A 19,321-nucleotide genomic window follows, 5' to 3' on the forward strand; every position below is an offset into this window, starting at 1 on the left:
TAATTTGGATAATATCGTTAATAAAGGTTTTGAAACTTTATTTAAAAATATTGACTTATACTATGATCAAGAAAGATCCTTTAGAGTAAGTACAATTGAACAATCTATCGACAATATTATCAAATTTCAAGATAAGCATAATTATACAAAGTTTGATTTGTACAATCTTAGATATCTTATTGAAGATATTAGATATTCAACGAATCTTATATTGTCTGATACATCAAAAAGATTTTGTGAGCAGATATTAAAGGTTAGTGATAGTATTTTAGACTGTACTGATACTAAATTTTTTATAAGCCATTTCAAAGATTTAAAAAAATTACTTAATGACTACAAACTGGCAATCAATAAAGATATATTACATCGAATAGAAATTACAAAAGCCAAAGAAATTAACGAATTAGAGTCTATATTTTTGAATACTTTAAAAATTGATTGTTCATGGAATTATGATGATAATCTTATACGACTATACATCAAAACCATACACAATCCTAACTCTGAAAATCTTATAGAAGAATATAAACAATATTTTCATATCCTCAAGAGTTTCCTAAAAGAGTATCAAAGTCTAAATAACTTTTTGCCATTGAAAAAAAATCCTATATTAAGCTTATTAAATTTAGCTTATGTAATCAAAAATGGTCTTTATAAAGCTGATGCTTTTTTGGCTACTGATCTTATACTTTTAAGAGCTTTTTATTCATCAACACAAGATACTAAGAAGTTAAATATTATTAATGATAGAACAAAAATAGACATTATCAATACTTCATTAGTATCTCTACAAGAAAAGCAATCTTCAGAGAATTTAAAGAAAATCATCGACTTTATAGACTTACAAATTTTTAGTATATCCCAATATTTTAATGATTTTTCTTTAGAGGATATTTTTTTTCACAAAAGTACTGCAACAAGTACATCTAAAACAGAATCGTTTGAACAACTCATACTAAATCTAAAAAACATCCCAAATATTATCTTTGATGAAGAAACCTTATACAAGATGATTAATCAAGAAAAAGATATTTACAAAAAACTATTCATAGATAACTATCATAATAATCTTATTGAAAAAATTATAAATGGGTCTCCAGCAAACTTATTAAACAAAATATACAATAAATATTTTCAAGCTTTATTAGAGATAGCCACCTCTATAAACCTTGCCTTATTTGATGAAAATTTAAAATTAATATACCCTTTTGTCGAATTTGAAAAACATCTAAAAAAAATTGCTATAGAAATAGCAAAAAAATCGGATTTCAATCCTGAAAAAATAAATATATCCATAAAAGAAATCCATAAAACATATCCACTACTGAAATCTAATTACTCTTTACTGAAAGATGCCGAACAACAAATAATCAAGGAAAAAAGAGGAATAGAAAAACTTAGTCTTTTTATTGATAAAAAAAACTTTTTAACATATAAACAAATTAAAATATCTATATCTAACAATAAAGGAATAAATATAGATAAACACCTTGTAAAAATAAATAAAAATATTGCTAGTGCCAATTATAAAAGCGCACAAGCAAAAGCCAAGGAGTTAACTATCTTTCTTTTAAATCAAGCATGTTATGAATGTCCTACTCTCATCGGAGTACATGATTTACCTCCTTTTTCGAATGATTACTTATTAGCACTTAAAGAGATTACAGATAGTCCAATTATCGATAAATTAAAAAATAAGCAAGAAGCTTACTGGAGTGTGTAATGCTAGATATTATAAATGACTCACTAAAACGATTAGAAGCTATATCTAACAATGATGCAGATATTAAAGACTCAATCTCGAATCTAGTATCAGAACTTAATAATATAAAAACATTACTAAATCCAACAAAGCTTAATCTGTCAAGTAGTGCCTCCACATTGATACCTTCGATGACTGCGCAAATTAAATGTTCATTTAGTCTTGCACCAGGAATCTATTTAAGTACAAGGATAAAAACACTAGCAGGCAACTTGCCAGCTTCAAATATTACAGATTCCAAACTCGGAGCCAATATACTTCCTTTTGCAGGATGTACCAACCCAGCAAATCCAACAATGAATCCTTTTGTGTTCCCATGGGTTTGTATACCGAACCTTTCTCCTTTTATACCAACAAATCCAACTACTCTACTAGAAAATGCTCCTATAAATACTATGAATAGCAAAGCAATATGCACATTTGCTCCTGGAGGCATTGTTAACTTTATAAATAGTGGACAAATTAATGCAAAAACATCTTAAAAGGTATTAGTTATGAGTGAAGTCAAAAATAGTCTAAGTATAAATGATGCCGCTATTCTGAAGAAAACTTTTGATAAATTAAGTAGCGATATAAAAAATGACTTTGACAAGAGAATTTCTGAATATAGTAATAGTCTTTTATTCAAATATTATAGTAGTTTATATTATTTTCTTCCTAAATCATGTTTATTAGAAATAAAAGACAAAGGTCATAATGGTTACTATATTCGCCCTCAAGAATATTTTTTTATTGAGGATAAGAGAACTAATAAATCTTTAACATACACAACAAGATCTGAAAGCCTTGTTTTGCCTATAAAAAATATAATAACAACCAAGCAAAGTGAAACTTCGGTAAATGTATCCTTAGAGTTTGAAAATAATTTTGAGTACGACTATATCACTATTTGGTTAGATCCTAGAATATGTGAAGAAGATCCATTTTTTGCTACGTATATTTTTAATCAGATATTAGCAAGTAGCGGATCTGTTAAAATTGAATTTTCAAATTACACGTATACAACCAAAGATATAACAATAGAAGCTATTAATCTACAACTTAAACCTACTGAAAAGTTAGTACTAAATATTCACTCCCCTAGCTTGATGTATGGATTTAACATTAGAATCAAAGATCTGTTTAAGTATAAACATAACAATTTGAAAAAAATAGACCTTAATCTTAATATTAGAACAGATGATTTTAGTGAAGAAAAATTACCTTCATTGTTTAGAGTGAACTTAGTACCAATATTTAATAGTTTTGATGATTATTCAAGCTCTACTTTTACTTCTATGAACTTATCAGATAGTAAATTAAAACATCATCAGAAAGATAACGTTAAAGCAATTGAAGTGCTATCGGTATATGAAAATAACAAACTATGCTCCTTCGATGGTTTTATCTTTTCGGGTCAAAATGAATATTACCTCAATAGAAATACTCAATCACTAAATTATAGTATAGTTTTTCCAGAACTTGATAATAAAATACTAGAAACAAAAATCCATACATATACAACATGGACGCAATTAGAGGAAATTTCAGATCTCATTGAAATTAACTCAAATGCAATAATATCTATAAATTCAAGTATCTCGCCAATATCTATAAATAAAGCTATAGAAAACTACAATAGTAATTCCAAAGATATGTTTAATATGGTAGATATGATCATATCTAGGAATATGTACTCAAAAACAACATTTCTAGCTATAGCAAAACTTTTAAAGACTGATGATAATAATATATCATTACTATCAAGCCTATTAGATAAGGTAGAAATAGATTCTGTAGTTAATGAACTAATTCTAACTACAAGCGATAGATATAACGAGAAATATAAACATTTCTTAAATTTTTTTGTAGGTATTATATGTAAATTCATAAACCAAAATACTTTTAGTTTTATTAAAAAAATTGTTTTGAATAACTCTTGATAAAGGATATAAAAATGGCAGATTTTGTAGAAATAGAAATTATTCTAGACATTATAAAAAGTACAAGAGAAATTACTAAAGAAAAACATGTTGATGATGAACAAATTGCATACTATCGTAATAATATTAGAAAAAGTATATTTTTCCTTCAAGAAGAATTATTAGAAAAGTATAGTGAAACAATATGTAAATATATAACATTTCCAATAATTGCATATGTCGATGAAAAATTAATGATTCTGAAATTGGGTTCAGGAAGTGGTATTTCTTGGGGATTATTACAATTAGAATACTACGATAGAAAAGATGGTGGCGAATATGTTTTTGAAATAATTGATAACCTCTTATCAGATAATATTTATCCACAATTATGTTATCAAACAGTATCACTAATTTTAAATAATGACTTCTATGGCAAATATTATGAAAATATTTATAATCATAATTTCCTTGCGTATAAAAAAGAAGTTAATAAACATATAGATAAATCTATAGTTAACTCAGTTAATTTTATTGATACTTCTAACAGTGCATCTCCTCCCAAAAGATATCATAAAATAGCAAAATTTTTATTGAGATTCGGTGTTCCTCTTAGTTTATTTGTTATAAGTTTGTTAATTTTTCTAAGCTGGTAAATTAAAGGTATCATTATGAGTAAACTAATATCAACGCTAAATAATATAGAGCTTGAAACCCAAGATAAAATAAATCTTATCAGTAATATGCAAATTCATGCCAAATATGAAAATGCTGAGTATGATCAATTTATAGAGAAAATAGTCAATAATACCAATGACATAAAAAGCATAGATATATATAGTTTAATTCTTTGTTTAAATTCAGAAATATGCCTAAACTTAGCTCAAATTAATAAAATTCCCGAAATTATTGAGAGTTATTTTTCAGTTTTAGAAAGCAAATTTTCTAATATCAGCCCATCAGATTCTAAACAAAAAAGTGAACTTGCCGAAAAAGGTATACATAAATTTTTAAATATAATAGATTCTAATTTTGCTGAAATTAAGAATTTGGAGATTATATCTTCTAGCATTATAGATAATATTATAGAGCTAACAAATAAAGTATTAACGTTTTTTGATGAAAATAATCTAAGTTATGATTCTGATTTAAAAGCTCAGCTTGCTAGGACATTAAATAAGATTAAAAAATCACTAGCTCTAGAAGAACAAAAAATTCAGGATACGGTACAAGAACCTGTTGAGGAAACTAAAGAAGGGACAACCACAAATACTAAACTACCTAAATCAGCTACAATATCCCATGGTTCAGAGAAATGGCAATCTCTAGTTGAGAAGATAGAAGTACTAAAAAATCTAGTCGATAATGAAAGAATATTTGAAACATCTATTGTTTATGATGATATTCAGAATTTACTAGCTAATTTCGATCCCAAGGAATACTTCCCAGAAGTTTTTTTCCCATTATATAAAAAGATCGCTCCTGTTATCAGTGATATACATAAAAATATAGACTACTACTCGACAAGTATTCAATGGAGTATAGCAAAAAAAATGTATGAAATTGACTACAATCAATTTTTAGATAACCTTGAAAGAATGCCTGAAAACAATTTTCTTAATAGTACATCATCTTCATTAGCTCAGGAGTACTTCTATCAAACGAATTCAGAAGTGAAAAAACAATATCGAGAAAATAACAAAATATTGGAAGATAATGATGCTCATAAGCCTAACATAAGTATAAAATCTCAGAATAGAAAAGATGGCAGTCCTCAAAATATTAGCAAAGAAAAAGATAATATTGAAAATATTAGCAATGATGAATTAGATAAGCTATTTGACTTTTAGAGTACATAAATAATTTATGAATATAGAAAAATTAAATAGAATATGCAATAAACTCTCTCTGAATCATCTTCTTAGAATTTTTTCTGTTTATAATATTCAAACCAAAAACTTGCGGTTCGAGCCTATTTTAATGGATAGCACAGCAGCCGCAACTATCCTTAGAATCTCGAGAAAACAAGAACATATATATATTGATATAAATGTTTTCAAACTCAAACCTTTTGCGGGATTAGAGGTAAGATATCAAGAATACATCCATAACAATAACGATTTAGCTCTTGAAGTATTAGAATATGGAATTAGATCTTTATTGTATAGATATATTATAAGAACTAAGGAATTACATAGATTAACTCAAAGTAATGCTTATACTAAAGCAGCTCCTAAGTTTACTATTGATAATATAATAAATATCTTATACAAGACTCTTAGTGAAGATTACTGCACTATCATAAACTATGAAAAGGAATTAGTTAAAATCAAAAGATCTCCTTCTCTTGTTGGGCAAAAAAATATTGGCAATATATATCTTGGTGGCTATATAACTTCATTTATATATTTAATTAAAGTAAATATAGTTCTTTTGAACAAAAATCATAAAGATGTAAAACAAATAAAAACTAAAATTAAGATAATTAAGAAAAATATCAGAAATAACTCCATAAGAATAAAATTAAACATAACTGTAGAAAATAATAAGCCAAACAACAAATATATTGGCGATACATACCTATAACAGGAACTTCTATTAGGTAAATGCTATAAAGAAATCAAAGTTTTCACTACCTTCGAAAGCTGTAAAAACGGCACTACTATCTGCGAGAATAAAATCCCACTCAGACCCTTTTTGAATTTCATATATCGCATCAATATTATCAATCCGTGTCGTGAAATTCATCATAGAATGCTCAACTTCCACGAGTTTCACTCCCGAAAGAGAAAGAGTTACAACATTTTTGTTCCTACTAATACTTGTTATTCTTAGAAGTTTTTTATTTTCAAACTTCACATTAGCTGGAGCTGTTGTCCTTCTTTTGATCAAGACATAATATCTTGTCGCCACAAAAAACTCTTCAGGGAAGTTTTCACATAAATACTTTCTTCCTTGTAGATCAAATTTAATAAAGTTACTAATTTTTCTATACTCACAAAGAGTCAGTAGCCTATCAGATAGTAAATTTAGTTTCTTCAAAGGTTTATAAAAATCAAATTCAATATTATCAATTTCCTCATGCTTATCTAGGTTAAGCTGAATTAGGCTATAAATATCATGAACAAGATCAAATAACTGCTTAGGAGAACTGTTTAACCTATTAGATTCAGCAAATTTAAGTTCTCTTTCTAATTTATTAATTAAAAATACAAGTAAAATAGCAGCATAAGATCTTGAGGTTGAAAATACAAAGCGGTTAAAAGATTTGAGTTCAGAAACAATTCTGCTAAGTTTTATAAAAGCATCTTGCATTATATAATGATTAAGCGTTAATAAAGGGAAATCATAAATATCTGATACCAATCTTCCCCTATCTAACTTAAATAATGCAATTTGTGTACTGTACTTGACACTATAATCATGTTCTAATGAAAGTGATAATTGATTATAGATATACTTAACACCTTCTTTTTCAACTATTTTTTCCTTAACATTTAAAAATAAGGGAACATCGCCAGCTAGCTCATCAGTCATAACCTGTATAGATAACGGGTAACTTTTATCAAAAAAAATAAAAGTCTTTTCATCTAAATATAGCTTCAGCTCTTTTATGAGAATAAGACCTGTCTGCAAACTTTCTATATCTAAATCAAAACTAATAATTCCTTTATTAAGATTTGCTGGCAAATAATTTGCGGCTCTCGACCGCTCCAAGATAGTCAGATTTGATTGGTCTAAGATATCCTTATCTAATCTCAGACCATCTTCCCAGTATATCCTTTCAAGAAACATTGACGATATTACTCCTATATACTAAGCAGCTGCTATATATCCTATTTTAGCAACTCCTTTATCTGTACTTGCTGCACCACACACAGGTAAACTACCTTGTGAAGTTGTAAGACCATCAATAGTTATTATATGATATCTCATCCCATCTTTAGAAACACCCATAAGCTCTGTAGGCTCTATACTTATACTAAATGCCTTAGCACTTATTGGATACAGCTCTAGGTTAGATAGATCAATCATAATACCCCATGCTTCATCAGTCTTATACTCCTGTTTCTTATTAGAGTTACCTAATTTGATTTTCATATCTGTAGCACTAGCTTGCAATATGCTTGAAACTTTCTCCTCAAGCTTAGTTCTAACACTTGACTTAATTAAGGCACCAAGAGTAATACTTATTGTTGGATTTATTGAACCTGGAGTTATAGATAAACGTATTACACTAGCAGCAGCTGTCGCAGAATCTGCTTTTGTAACATCCTCTCCACCTTCTATAGCAACAATATTTTTATCAAGATTTTCTCCAGCAATCGTCACAGAATCAATAAATAATCTACGATTTGGGTGAGATCCTATACATGCTGTTGGATCAGTTCTCACATGAATAGTCTCTCCACTTGTTACTTGCTGTCTTGTTATCATCTCGCTCATAATCATTCTCCTTGTTTTTAATTATTATTTGCACCGAATAGTTCTGGTTCAAGTCTAGTATCAATAGTCATCGTAGTATCCATACCCTCAAATTGGATATGAGGTATCACATTTATCTTACAAGAATACCAACCTGGCTTTCCTGGTATTGTCTTAACCTCGATAGATACATTTCTAAAAGGATATCTTGCCATCTCTAGAGGTGTTGGCTGATATACTGTAGTAACAAATTCTGATATCCAATCTGAAAGAATATTTTGAATTTGCTCAGCACCGACAACACTACCAATTTTATCCCTTATAACACATTTGATATAATGAGATATTCTAGATATACACATCGTATATGAAAGATTAGCAATCAACATTGAATTAGCAGAATCGAAATTATCTACAAACTCTTCAACTTTCTTAGCTGAGTTCACACTAAAGAAACAAGCGTTGCTTGTACCTTTTTCACTTACAAATGGTATTAAACCTATATTTGCTAATGACAACTCCATATAATCAGCAAATAGTACATTTAATGGCGACTTCGTCTCTAATACACCTTTATTGTCATAAACACACGATACTAAGTTTCTAACATAACCACCACTTTCAACACCTCTTATATACTGGAACCATCTAGTTTTATCATATGATCTCATCATATTTTTAACTAACTGAATAGATGAAGGTCCCCATAAGTAGCTATCATTATCCTCATAATCCACAAACTCGTTAAAGCCTTCCATAAGCTTATATTGAACAGGGTTATTCTCAGGGTTATATGGCTGACGTAACATAAAATCTCCGACAGTCAAACCGATATATGCAGCTACATCTAGGTTTCTAAAGTCATTCCACTCTTTATATCTAGGATGTTCTAACAAGGATTCAAAACTCTTTATGTGAGTTATTTCTGATAGATCTTTAACACCAAAAAATGACTTGTCTATTGATGCTATAAATGGCGCATGGGAATTCTTTGCCACCATGCCCATCCCTGTCAACCAAATTATATCATTTGTAGTGTTTTCAAAATTATACAAGCCAAGTATCGCACCATACGGTTCACCACCATATTGATCAAATTCTGCAACATACACTTTCTTAAAGAAGTCGCTACTAGATATGTCATATAGATTCCTCTCAAAATCATACTGCAATTCTTCTTTCTTAACATCTAATATACTTACTTCTACATTATCGTAGTCATCTTGACAAACTTCCTGAACTTTAAGCCACTCTTGCTCAAGAGCTCTAAACTCATCATTTGATATGATAGCATTAACTTGCAAATCAATTAGCTTATCAATTACTGTAATAACTTTCTGGATATACTTTTGGTTATAATTATTTATGCTTTCATTATTTGCTAGCACAAGCGATAATGCCATAAGGTTTCTAGCATTATAATCTGAAGACAAAGAAAGGACTTTAGATGCATCATCTGAAACATCAAAATCTATATTTTTAAGTACACTATCAACCTCTGCTGAGCCACCAAAATTATTTAAAAGCTCATCTGTAAGACTCAATTTATTTTCTGACATCAAAAAAATCTCCTACTTATCCTCTATTACTTCTTGATTAACCGATTCTTGCGATTCAACAACTTCTGCATCACTGGAATCTTTGATCGTATAGTTCGTCAAAGCAGGAATCTTACTCTTTAACGCTTCTAACTCATTACTATCTGAAAAGATCATATCTATAGTTTTTTTAAGATTACGATTGTTTTCAATATCCTTAGCAAAAGATGCCAATATCTCTTTCATTTCAAGTAGTGCTCTGATTTCTGGAACTTTTTTAGCAACAGCATCGGGTCTAAAATCTTTTACGCTTTGGATTCTATAATTAACTTTTAGATTACTAGGATCTTTTGAAACGAAGTTTGGAGCTTCAAAGTCAAAAGATATATTCATCTCTTCTAAGGCCCTATCAACTCCATTATTTACTCGTCTAACAGCTCTATCAGTAAACTCTTTTTTTGCATCTACCGATCTTCCCTTTGACAAATCACCAACTACCAAAACTCTGTAAGGTAATTCTTTTTTCTTCAGAACACCATCAACATTAGTTTCATAATTTATCATCAACCTTGAATTCGGAATCTTATTTTTTGCCATCTCATCTCCCTATTAGTTCTCAAAAAGCTTTCATATGAAATCTAGCAAAGAGTACAACCAAAACAAACACTTTATACAGCAATTATTTTTTTAATTATTTAAAACCAAAATAGTTATTTAAATATTGGTGTAGCATTTCTTGATTTTATAGATGCCTATATGTTCTTATAAATTAAGACCAGAATCTTCTGGAATAGCTACCAACTTATGATTTACAAGAAATGAGGTTTTATTTATGCCAAAGTATGAACCAATGACATCAAACTTTAACGATGCAAATAGTGTCGATGATATTATCAATAAATATAATTTTGATGACTCCACAGAATATGCTTACGCAAAAACGTCAAAAAAAGATTTTCTCAGAGCTTACTTCCTCAATAGCAGAGCAAGACAAGCTTTTTTTGAAGAAGAAATTGTCATCCGACAAAAGCATTCTTTACAAGATGCTATGGAAAAAGGATACGATGCGGTCAAAAAAGAAGTTTATGAAAAAAACTTAGGCAAGTTAGATGATTTAAGTATTTTTAGTAATTGGCAACTTAAAGCAAATGATAAACGTATACAATCATGGAAGAGTATTACTCTTGATGAAAAATATCAGTTTTTTATTAAGCAGTCGAATGATCAAGAACTTGGTGGAGGGAATCTAGCATACATAAATACCGTTAATCCTTTTATTCTAAAATTCAAACTTAAAGCTGCTGGTAGCATTGGTAAATTAATCGATGCTATAAAAAAACAAATAAACCCCGATAATGAAGATAAATTCCCAAGTGAAGTAGATGCTAACTTTGGTATCGACTTTAATGCATCAATTGCTAAATCAATTAATGGTTACGGAAATCTTTGTTTATGGACTTCTCTACCTATATACGACTCTCAAAATCATCGAACAGATGATGTCATGCCAATCTACCTAAATCTAAGTGGATTTTGCTATTCTTATGAACATACAGTTGGATTTACCTTAGGTGGTAATGCTTCATATAAGCCTGGTAGAGCTCAAGTTGATTCTTTCGATGAAAATGGTAAGCAAATTTTTGATAAGGATGGAAAACCTGTCAAAGAAGATAGTAAAAAAATTGCAGATATCTTAGCATCTAACTGGTCAGGTACAGCAACATTAAATCTAGTTGATCTCAAACATAAAGTTAGTTGTTTAAGAGCATGTTACAGACTTATAACACCTAATGATAAAATGCTAATTCCAGATATTGTCTCTGAAAAGAATACTGCGGTTAAAGATATTGCTTTAGAAGATATCAACCGACTTTTCTTTGATAAAGATATATATCAAGGTTATGCAACAAAAGACTCTACAAATTCATTGGAAAAATTTGGTAATTTAGAAAGCGGTAAAATTATTAAAGGAAAAGTTACAAAGCCTAAACATAATATTATAACTGGTTCACGACAACAAGAAGCAGAATCTGACCCTAGATTTGTGGTTACAACTACGGAGTCTGGACACTATATTAAATTGGGAGAAATCAGTGCAAAAGCTGGTTATAAAGCGAACTCTTTAGAAATACATAATTCAGATGAGCTAAAAAAATATAGAGAAAAAATCAAAGAATATGATGAAATTATAAACCTTGAATTTACTAACCGTGAAGGTACACTGTCAGAGCAACTTAACCCTATTTATGACTCTATAGATACCCTTAAAACAGAAATTGAAGCACGATTATGTGTTTTTGACAGAAAATCATATTCTAAAATACGTACAATAAATATAGCGATTCCGTTCGATAGAAGCTTATTAGTACCTAATAAAAGCCTAGCCAAAAGCACTCAAGATAAACTAAGCTTACATGAAAAAAATATTTCAGGCAAAGGGTTAAAAAATTACTATCATGTTAAAGGTATTAACAATAATTTCACTAATTATAAATCAGTTACTATAGCCGATAATAATGTTGATGATCTTGCTAAATTAAATTTAGGCAGAGAAACATTCTTAGATAAGCTAGCCGGGCAAGCTCAAGATGTAGTTAATCCAAATGCTGCCAACAATTCAGCTATAGACCCTAAAAAAGTCGATAATTTCTTATCAGATACTTTCAACTTCCAAGATGCTACTGACTCAAGAGAAACTGATGCTATAGTTATCCAAAACACTATATTAAACTATACTCAAGACTTTGATATTGAGCTATCCATGGATTCTCAATCTAAAAATTCATGGTTTAGCTCCAAAAAAGCTTCTCTCATAACTGCTCTAGCTTCTTCAACAGATAGTACTAAAGGTGGCCAAATATCTAAGGATTTTGATTTAGATAAAAGAAAATCAAATGAGGAACTAAAAAAGCAAATCATAGACTATATTAATGCTAATGAACCTTCTAAAAGCAAAGATTTTAATCAAGCAAAAGCTCTAGAAGACTTCTTAGCAGCTGAAAACTCTTCTGGAATAAAATCAACAAATAATATTTCGTACATTTCACTATGCAGACTTTTAGAAAAAAAACCTTTAGACAGTGGATATGAAAATACCACTAGCTCAGCGATATATTTTGGCTCATCATTTAATGTTCCTGTCTATCAAAATGTTATAAACTACATTGCTATTTTAGAAGAGCAATACACATATAGTTATAATATAATCGAGAATGTTACTAGAATAGTTGAAAATGGAAGTAATAAAGAAGATATATATTTAGATATTTATTTCGCACTTATGGAAGAGTGTCTTAAGCATTCTGACTATGATTCTGTTGAAGGAGTTAAATATAAACTTGAAGATGGTATTGAAAAAATTATTACTATCACTTTAAATAACGCTCTTAGAGGAATAGTTGCTCTAAGAAAGCAAAAGTGGAGAAGTAATGGAATTCATGTTTTTAGTAGTGCTGACCATGATTTTAAATATTGGATGCAAAACAGACTATATGAACTAGATTATTTACTATGTCAGGAGTTTTCTGCTTATCTAGGAATGATAGCTGATTTTCATAACTCGACTAATCACTCTCAATATTCTCAGATAAAAACTGCTTTCAGATTTATTAGACTAAGAAATATGTTTCTTGTTAAATTCCTTGAGTTGAAAAAGTTATTTATCAAAAAAAGAAGACTAAATGGGGTTGACATATCTGATGAACATCTAAAAATGATCAATAGTATTATTACCTTTTTATGTTCTTTTGATTTCAAAAATCTAAGCAAAGACTTTAATTTTGATGAATACGAATCTCATGTCTTCGAACATTTTTTTAATGGTTGTGTAAATATTGAAGGTTTTATGGAAAGTCTTACTAAAATGCAACAAGCTTGTACTAATAGTGGTGTTCCTTATATTAGTTTTCTCAAATATTTAAATGACAAAACAAATAAAGACATACTTGATAATTTAATTGAAGATATTAGTAAACTTGGTTTTACAACATCTTTAGTCATAGAATCTTGCTGGAAAGCAAATGAACAAACTTTGAAAGATCTTAAAATAGATATCAATAGCAAAAATAAAGAAGATGAAGCAATCCAGCAAAGTATAGGACAGTTATATAAACATATATCAAATAAAGCTAATAATGATAAAGGATTTACTACTGATAATTTTGTTGGCTTTAGAATTCTTAAGCAAGAAGCATCTACAAATACAAATGTAGCCAAATTTACTATAGGACTCAGAGCTGAAGTTTCTTCCGGAACTGTAGAATTAAGAGCTGGTGATACAAAACTTGTAAATGTGAATGTATATAAGATCTTAGAAAAATATGGCGTGGATAATGTTTGTGGAATCCCTGTCAAAGCATTTAAAGAAATTGTCGAATGTCTTACAGAAGCGACTCTTGATCTTGAGGTCGGAATGACAAATAATGAAGAAAGATCGAGCCAAGCTCTAGTAACTATAATTGCTCAAAGTGAAGATCTTAAAAAATACGTACGTCCGACTATTGTCCTATAACCTTTACTTAACTATCTTTTGACTAAAAAAATTAACCTGCCCCAATATCACTCTATCTTTTGCACCTGTTGCCGATGGGAGATTATTATAGCTATGGTTGAGAGTTTCATTTCCTAGCACAGCAAAGGCTATGGCTTCTTTTGCATCACTATTATGCCCAATATCTTCAAATGTTAAGACTTCAGTTTTGACTAATTTTTTAATAGTTTCTATCAGAAACTTATTATACGCTCCTCCTCCAGTGAAAATTATTTGATCAAGCTTAACTTTATCAAATACAAAATCTCGATAAGCCTTAATTATACTCTCTGCTGTAAATATAGTTAGCGTATGAACTATATCTTTAGGATTGCTTTGCTTATATTTATCAAGAATATGATCCGTATACCCAATACCAAAAAGCTCTCTACCTGTTGATTTTGGTGGCTTCTGAGCTAAATATGGATTTTGCAAAAGCTCTTGCAACATATCTACAATAACTATCCCAGAGGCTGCTATTTCGCCATCTTTATCATAATCTCGATTAAACAAAACCTCCATTGCCCTATTTATCATCATGTTACCTGGACCAGTATCAAACGCATATATATCATTGATATTTGCATTTTTAGGGATAATTGTAGTATTGGCTATTCCACCAATATTATGTAGAGCACGTGATTTATTTTTATCACTATAAAGAATATGGTCGACATATGGTACCAATGGTGCTCCATCTCCTCCAGCTGCAATATCTCCAGCTCTAAAATTTGACACAACGGTCGTTCGACATTCATAAGCTATCGTCGCAGCATCACCCAACTGTAATGATGATTTAATAAATCCATCTTCATTTTTTGCTTGGTGATATATAGTCTGCCCATGACTTGCTATGAATGCGATGTCTTCTAATTTCAGGTTATTTATAGCTACTAATTTCTTTACAGCATTAGCATATTCAATTCCAAGCTTAAAATTAAGACTACATAATAACTGAGCATTACTTTTTGTTAAATCTAAAGACTGCTTAATATCATTTAATAAATCTTCTGAGTATGAATATGTTCTAAAACTGACTAATTTAATATCAGTATCCAGTCCATGCCCTTTAATCTTACATAAAGCCACATCAATTCCATCTAGCGATGTTCCAGACATAATTCCAATACAGTATTTATACTCATTCATCCTTGATATCCCAATAGTAAAATCTTAATTTTATTATAACCCACTAGCTAATTCACAGACACTGATTATTTCAATTTTTGAAATCATGTTACATTTTAGAATTGCTCTTTCTTAGACTTGTTTACATATATAACTTTGTTTATCCTAAAGTTAGAAACAATTTTTTGTTAATCATATGAAATACTTTCAACTCAAGCTTTCACTATTTCTCATTTTCTTTATTAGTGCTATTTTACTTAATAGTGTTGGTATCGTAATTCTACAATCGATCTCTCACTATCAAGTCACAGAAGTTCAAGCAAGTATTCTTGAGGCATGCAAAGATCTTACTATAGCAATAGTTTCATTTGCTATTTGTTCATTTATTCCAAGATTTGGTTATAAGAATGCTATGCTTTTAGGACTAGCAATTATTGCTACAGGATGTATTACCATGGCAAGCCTGGATAGTTTCTTTACAGCTAAACTACTATTTGTCTTAATAGGAGTAGCTTTTGCTCTTATTAAAGTATCTGTATACTCAACGGTTGGATTAATTACCAATGACTCAAAAGCACATGCTAGCTTAATGAGTCTATTAGAGGGTGTCTTTCAGGTTGGGGTTGTTTTATGCTTTTTTGTATTTAGCATATTTATTCACTTTGGTAACTGGCTTGGCACATACTGGTTATTAGCTGGCTTATGCTTAGTTGCATTTTTGCTACTTTTATTTACCAAACTTGATGAATCAGCAGTACAAACATCTAAAAATTCTAATTTTCTAGCAGATACTTTAAGTATGCTAAAACTCATAAAACTACCAATTGTGATGTTATTTATAATTAGTGTATTTTTTTATGTATTTATCGAACAAGGTATACAATCTTGGCTTCCAACATTTAACACTAGAGTACTTCACCTTTCTACATCAACCAGTGTCTTTATGGCAAGTATTTTTGCTTTAAGCATAGCTGCTGGTAGAATCACTTTTGGCTTCATAATGAAAAAGATTGACTGGAAAGTAATTATTATCATAGGTCTTATATGCTGTGGAATATTAATAGTATCAACCTTACAAATATCTAAACTAATAGATACTAATCAAACAGATTCTTATTTAGCTGTAGTTATAGCCTTATTGTTTCCTATGATTGGTTTTTTTATGGCTCCAATATATCCAACACTATGTTCAAGTATTCTTAGTAGCCAACCTGAAAACTTACAAAGTGCTATGGCTGGTTTAATAATCATATTTTCTGCTCTAGGTGGTACTATTGGTTCTAGGATAATTAGTGAAATATTTGCACACTTTGGCGGTGTAACTGCATTTTACTGCGTACTTATACCTATAGCACTTTTAGTACTATTAATACCTCCTTATGCTAAACTTCATAGGAATAAATAATTATGTCTAATAATCAAGAACAACTAATACAACTATCAGGTGAACTTTTTGAAGCAGTTCAATTAAAACCCTGTTTCAATGACTCAAAATATTTTGTCGATATGACTCCTAAAAGATCTCCTGAAGATATCTTAAATGATTACAACAAACTCAGGGACTCTAATAATTTTGATCTTAAAACTTTTGTTGAGAATAATTTTTACCCTCCGGTATCAGAAAAAACTTTTGATAACAGTAAAGAATTATCCCTATCATCGTATATTAAGCAAATGTGGCATTTTTTACATCAATCATCAGATAAAAAAGACTCACTAAGTTCTCTTATAGCACTTCCAAAACCTTATATAATCCCTGGTGGAAGGTTTAGAGAGGTTTATTATTGGGACTGCTATTTTACCTGTGAAGGTTTACGAGTTGATGGCGAAATACAGATGATTAAAGATATTGCAGATAACTTTGCATATTTGATAGATACTGTTGGCTTTGTACCAAATGCAAATAGAAAATATTATCTAACTCGTTCGCAACCACCTCTATTTTACTTAATCGTAAATATCTTATATCAAGAGCTAGGTATTTCTGCTATTGAAAAATATTTACCATCTTTAGAAAAAGAATACTCATTTTGGATGAATACTCAAAGAAATGTAAACGGTTTAAATAGATATTGGGATGAGTCTGCCACCCCTAGACCAGAATCATATCGCGAAGATATTGAGCATGCGCAAAATATAGCAAACAAAGCAGACTTCTATCGTAACATCCGTGCTGCTTGTGAATCTGGGTGGGATTTTTCTAGTCGTTGGTTTGCTAATAAAAATGATTTTAGTACTATTCAAACAACAGATATTCTGCCTATTGATTTAAATAGCTATCTATATGGATTAGAGAATCTACTAGGTAAATGGTTCACTGAAATTTCAGACCAAGAAAAAGCGACTAAATATTTAGAGTTAGCTGAAAAAAGAAAAAAACTTATTCAAAATACTTTTTGGGATAATAAAAAAGATTTTTTTTATGATCTAAATACTAAGACAAATAAAATTACTAGCATTACAAGCTTAGCAGGAGTGACACCACTATTTTTAAATATAGCCACTCAAGAACAAGCTATAAAGGTAGCTAAGGTTATAGAAAATCAATTTCTAACAGAGCATGGACTTATTACAACCACTTTAAATACTTCTCAACAATGGGATTCTCCAAATGGCTGGGCGCCATTACATTTTGAAACTGTTATAGGTTTAAGAAATTATGGTTTTGATAAGCTTGCAGAAACTATTGCTAAAAGATTTGTAAATACAGTTAATGAAAAATTTAAAGAAACTGGAAAGATCCGTGAAAAATATGATGTCGTCAATCCTAAAGCAAATGCTGGTGGTGGCGAGTATATAGTACAAGATGGCTTCGGTTGGACAAATGGCGTTGTCACAAACTTTATCAAAATGTATAAGTTATAAATATACAGAATCTTAACAATCTTAAACCATTAAGAATATCAAGCTAAATTAATGTAACTAACTAAAAAAATTCTGGCTGAAAATATAGAAAAAATTACAAAGAAATATTATTTCACGATTGGATCAAGTTCACCACTTTCATAACGTTGGAACATTGTTTCAAGTGAAATTGGCTTAATTTTACTAGCCATACCAGCACTACCAAATGCTTCATATCTAGCTTGACAGATTTCTGACATAGCTACTTTTGCTACGGCATTATATTTACGTGGATCAAATTCAGCAGGATTTTCTGCCATAAATCTTCTAATCGCACCAGTAGCAGCCATACGTAAATCAGTATCAATATTAACTTTACGCACACCATACTTGATTGCTTCAACGATTTCTTCTACTGGCACACCATAAGTCTCACCCATAGCACCACCATAAGTATTGATTACTTCTAACCAATCTTGAGGTACTGAAGATGAGCCATGCATTACTAAGTGAGTATCAGGAATTCTTGCATGAATTTCTTTTACTCTCTTAATAGATAGTACATCACCTGTAGGTGGCTTAGTAAACTTATAAGCTCCATGAGAAGTACCTATAGCAATTGCTAAAGCATCTACTTTTGTTTTCTTAACAAAATCAGCTGCTTCTTCTGGATCTGTAAGCATTTGATCCATAGACAGAGTACCCTCAGCACCAACACCATCTTCTTCTCCTGCCTGCCCAGTTTCTAATGAACCAAGACATCCAAGCTCACCTTCAACTGATACTCCACAAGCGTGAGCCATATCAGAAACAGTTTTTGTAACATTAACATTATACTCATAATCAGAAGGAGTTTTACCATCTGACTTTAAAGAACCATCCATCATTACAGATGAAAAACCTAATTGAATAGATCTTTGACAAACAGATGGAGATGTACCATGATCTTGGTGCATACAAACCGGAATATGAGGATACTCTTCAATCGCTGCAAGGACTAGATGTCTTATAAACGGAGCTCCTGCATACTTTCTTGCACCCGCAGAACCCTGTAGAATAACTGGTGAATTAACTCTATCAGCAGCTTCCATAACAGCTCTTACTTGCTCAAGATTATTTACATTAAACGCTGGCAACCCATAACCATGCTCTGCGGCATGATCCAATAGTTGACGCAATGAAACTAAAGCCATGT

Annotated in this window: 15 protein-coding genes; 9 read left to right on the plus strand and 6 right to left on the minus strand. The window is 30.2% G+C overall.

Going from position 1 to position 19,321, the window contains the following annotated elements; all coding sequences use genetic code 11:
* Nucleotides 1–4 precede the first annotated feature (4 nt).
* Genes IMS64_RS06325 through iglJ form a run of 6 tightly spaced genes read left to right on the plus strand, consistent with a single transcriptional unit; the run spans nucleotide 5 to nucleotide 6,249 of the window.
* Nucleotides 5–1,723, plus strand: a complete 1,719-nt coding sequence (locus tag IMS64_RS06325; protein WP_211491099.1) for a hypothetical protein — start codon at nucleotides 5–7, stop codon at nucleotides 1,721–1,723.
* On the plus strand, nucleotides 1,723–2,244 hold the full coding sequence (gene iglG / locus IMS64_RS06330) for a type VI secretion system PAAR-like protein IglG (protein WP_211490186.1): 522 nt from the start codon (nucleotides 1,723–1,725) through the stop codon (nucleotides 2,242–2,244). Before IMS64_RS06325 ends, iglG begins: the two co-directional genes overlap by 1 nt.
* A 12-nt stretch (nucleotides 2,245–2,256) precedes the next feature.
* The gene (iglH, locus tag IMS64_RS06335) at nucleotides 2,257–3,684 is read left to right on the plus strand and encodes a type VI secretion system baseplate subunit TssF/IglH (protein WP_035736486.1); all 1,428 of its coding nucleotides are present in this window, start codon (nucleotides 2,257–2,259) and stop codon (nucleotides 3,682–3,684) included.
* Between the two features lie 14 nt (nucleotides 3,685–3,698).
* A complete protein-coding gene (locus IMS64_RS06340) occupies nucleotides 3,699–4,319 on the plus strand; it encodes a DotU family type IV/VI secretion system protein (RefSeq protein WP_211490187.1) in 621 nt (206 codons plus the stop codon).
* 15 nt (nucleotides 4,320–4,334) lie between these two features.
* On the plus strand, nucleotides 4,335–5,513 hold the full coding sequence (locus IMS64_RS06345) for a type VI secretion system protein IglI family protein (RefSeq protein ID WP_211490188.1): 1,179 nt from the start codon (nucleotides 4,335–4,337) through the stop codon (nucleotides 5,511–5,513).
* 16 nt (nucleotides 5,514–5,529) lie between these two features.
* Nucleotides 5,530–6,249 (plus strand): type VI secretion system baseplate protein IglJ, encoded by a 720-nt coding sequence (gene iglJ / locus IMS64_RS06350; protein WP_200151530.1) that lies wholly within the window; start codon nucleotides 5,530–5,532, stop codon nucleotides 6,247–6,249.
* A 12-nt stretch (nucleotides 6,250–6,261) separates the two neighbouring features.
* Here the strand turns inward: iglJ and tssK are convergent, their stop codons facing one another.
* From tssK to tssB, 4 genes are read right to left on the minus strand one after another with little or no spacing between them, the layout of a single operon-like run.
* Nucleotides 6,262–7,458 carry a type VI secretion system baseplate subunit TssK gene (tssK, locus tag IMS64_RS06355; RefSeq protein WP_211490189.1) on the minus strand — a complete coding sequence of 399 codons (1,197 nt, stop codon included), beginning with the start codon at nucleotides 7,456–7,458 and terminating at the stop codon, nucleotides 6,262–6,264.
* A gap of 21 nt (nucleotides 7,459–7,479) precedes the next feature.
* Nucleotides 7,480–8,109, minus strand: coding sequence for a type VI secretion system tube protein IglC (iglC, locus tag IMS64_RS06360; RefSeq protein WP_035736493.1), 630 nt, complete (start codon nucleotides 8,107–8,109; stop codon nucleotides 7,480–7,482).
* Nucleotides 8,110–8,126: 17 nt separating this feature from the next.
* A complete protein-coding gene (tssC, locus tag IMS64_RS06365) occupies nucleotides 8,127–9,647 on the minus strand; it encodes a type VI secretion system contractile sheath large subunit (RefSeq protein ID WP_035736494.1) in 1,521 nt (506 codons plus the stop codon).
* A 12-nt stretch (nucleotides 9,648–9,659) separates the two neighbouring features.
* The gene (gene tssB, locus IMS64_RS06370) at nucleotides 9,660–10,223 is read right to left on the minus strand and encodes a type VI secretion system contractile sheath small subunit (protein ID WP_200148427.1); all 564 of its coding nucleotides are present in this window, start codon (nucleotides 10,221–10,223) and stop codon (nucleotides 9,660–9,662) included.
* Between the two features lie 235 nt (nucleotides 10,224–10,458).
* Between tssB and IMS64_RS06375 the strand changes: the two genes are divergently transcribed.
* Complete coding sequence (locus tag IMS64_RS06375; RefSeq protein WP_200151531.1) at nucleotides 10,459–14,136, plus strand: hypothetical protein; 3,678 nt, start codon at nucleotides 10,459–10,461, stop codon at nucleotides 14,134–14,136.
* A gap of 3 nt (nucleotides 14,137–14,139) precedes the next feature.
* Here the strand turns inward: IMS64_RS06375 and anmK are convergent, their stop codons facing one another.
* The gene (gene anmK, locus IMS64_RS06380; protein WP_211490190.1) at nucleotides 14,140–15,303 is read right to left on the minus strand and encodes an anhydro-N-acetylmuramic acid kinase AnmK; all 1,164 of its coding nucleotides are present in this window, start codon (nucleotides 15,301–15,303) and stop codon (nucleotides 14,140–14,142) included.
* A gap of 175 nt (nucleotides 15,304–15,478) precedes the next feature.
* On the opposite strand from anmK, the gene IMS64_RS06385 reads away from it, so the two are divergent.
* Together IMS64_RS06385 and IMS64_RS06390 are read left to right on the plus strand one after the other, a co-directional pair.
* Entirely contained in the window at nucleotides 15,479–16,687 is a 1,209-nt protein-coding gene (locus IMS64_RS06385) for an MFS transporter (RefSeq protein ID WP_211490191.1), read from the plus strand.
* 2 nt (nucleotides 16,688–16,689) lie between these two features.
* Nucleotides 16,690–18,147, plus strand: a complete 1,458-nt coding sequence (locus IMS64_RS06390) for a trehalase family glycosidase (RefSeq protein WP_211490192.1) — start codon at nucleotides 16,690–16,692, stop codon at nucleotides 18,145–18,147.
* 107 nt (nucleotides 18,148–18,254) lie between these two features.
* Here IMS64_RS06390 and fba read toward each other — a convergent pair whose 3' ends face one another.
* Nucleotides 18,255–19,319: a class II fructose-bisphosphate aldolase gene (gene fba, locus IMS64_RS06395; protein WP_004287381.1), complete on the minus strand. Its 1,065-nt coding sequence runs from the start codon at nucleotides 19,317–19,319 to the stop codon at nucleotides 18,255–18,257.
* Nucleotides 19,320–19,321: the final 2 nt, after the last annotated feature.

This window comes from Francisella philomiragia, assembly GCF_018135955.1.
Lineage (GTDB): Bacteria > Pseudomonadota > Gammaproteobacteria > Francisellales > Francisellaceae > Francisella > Francisella philomiragia.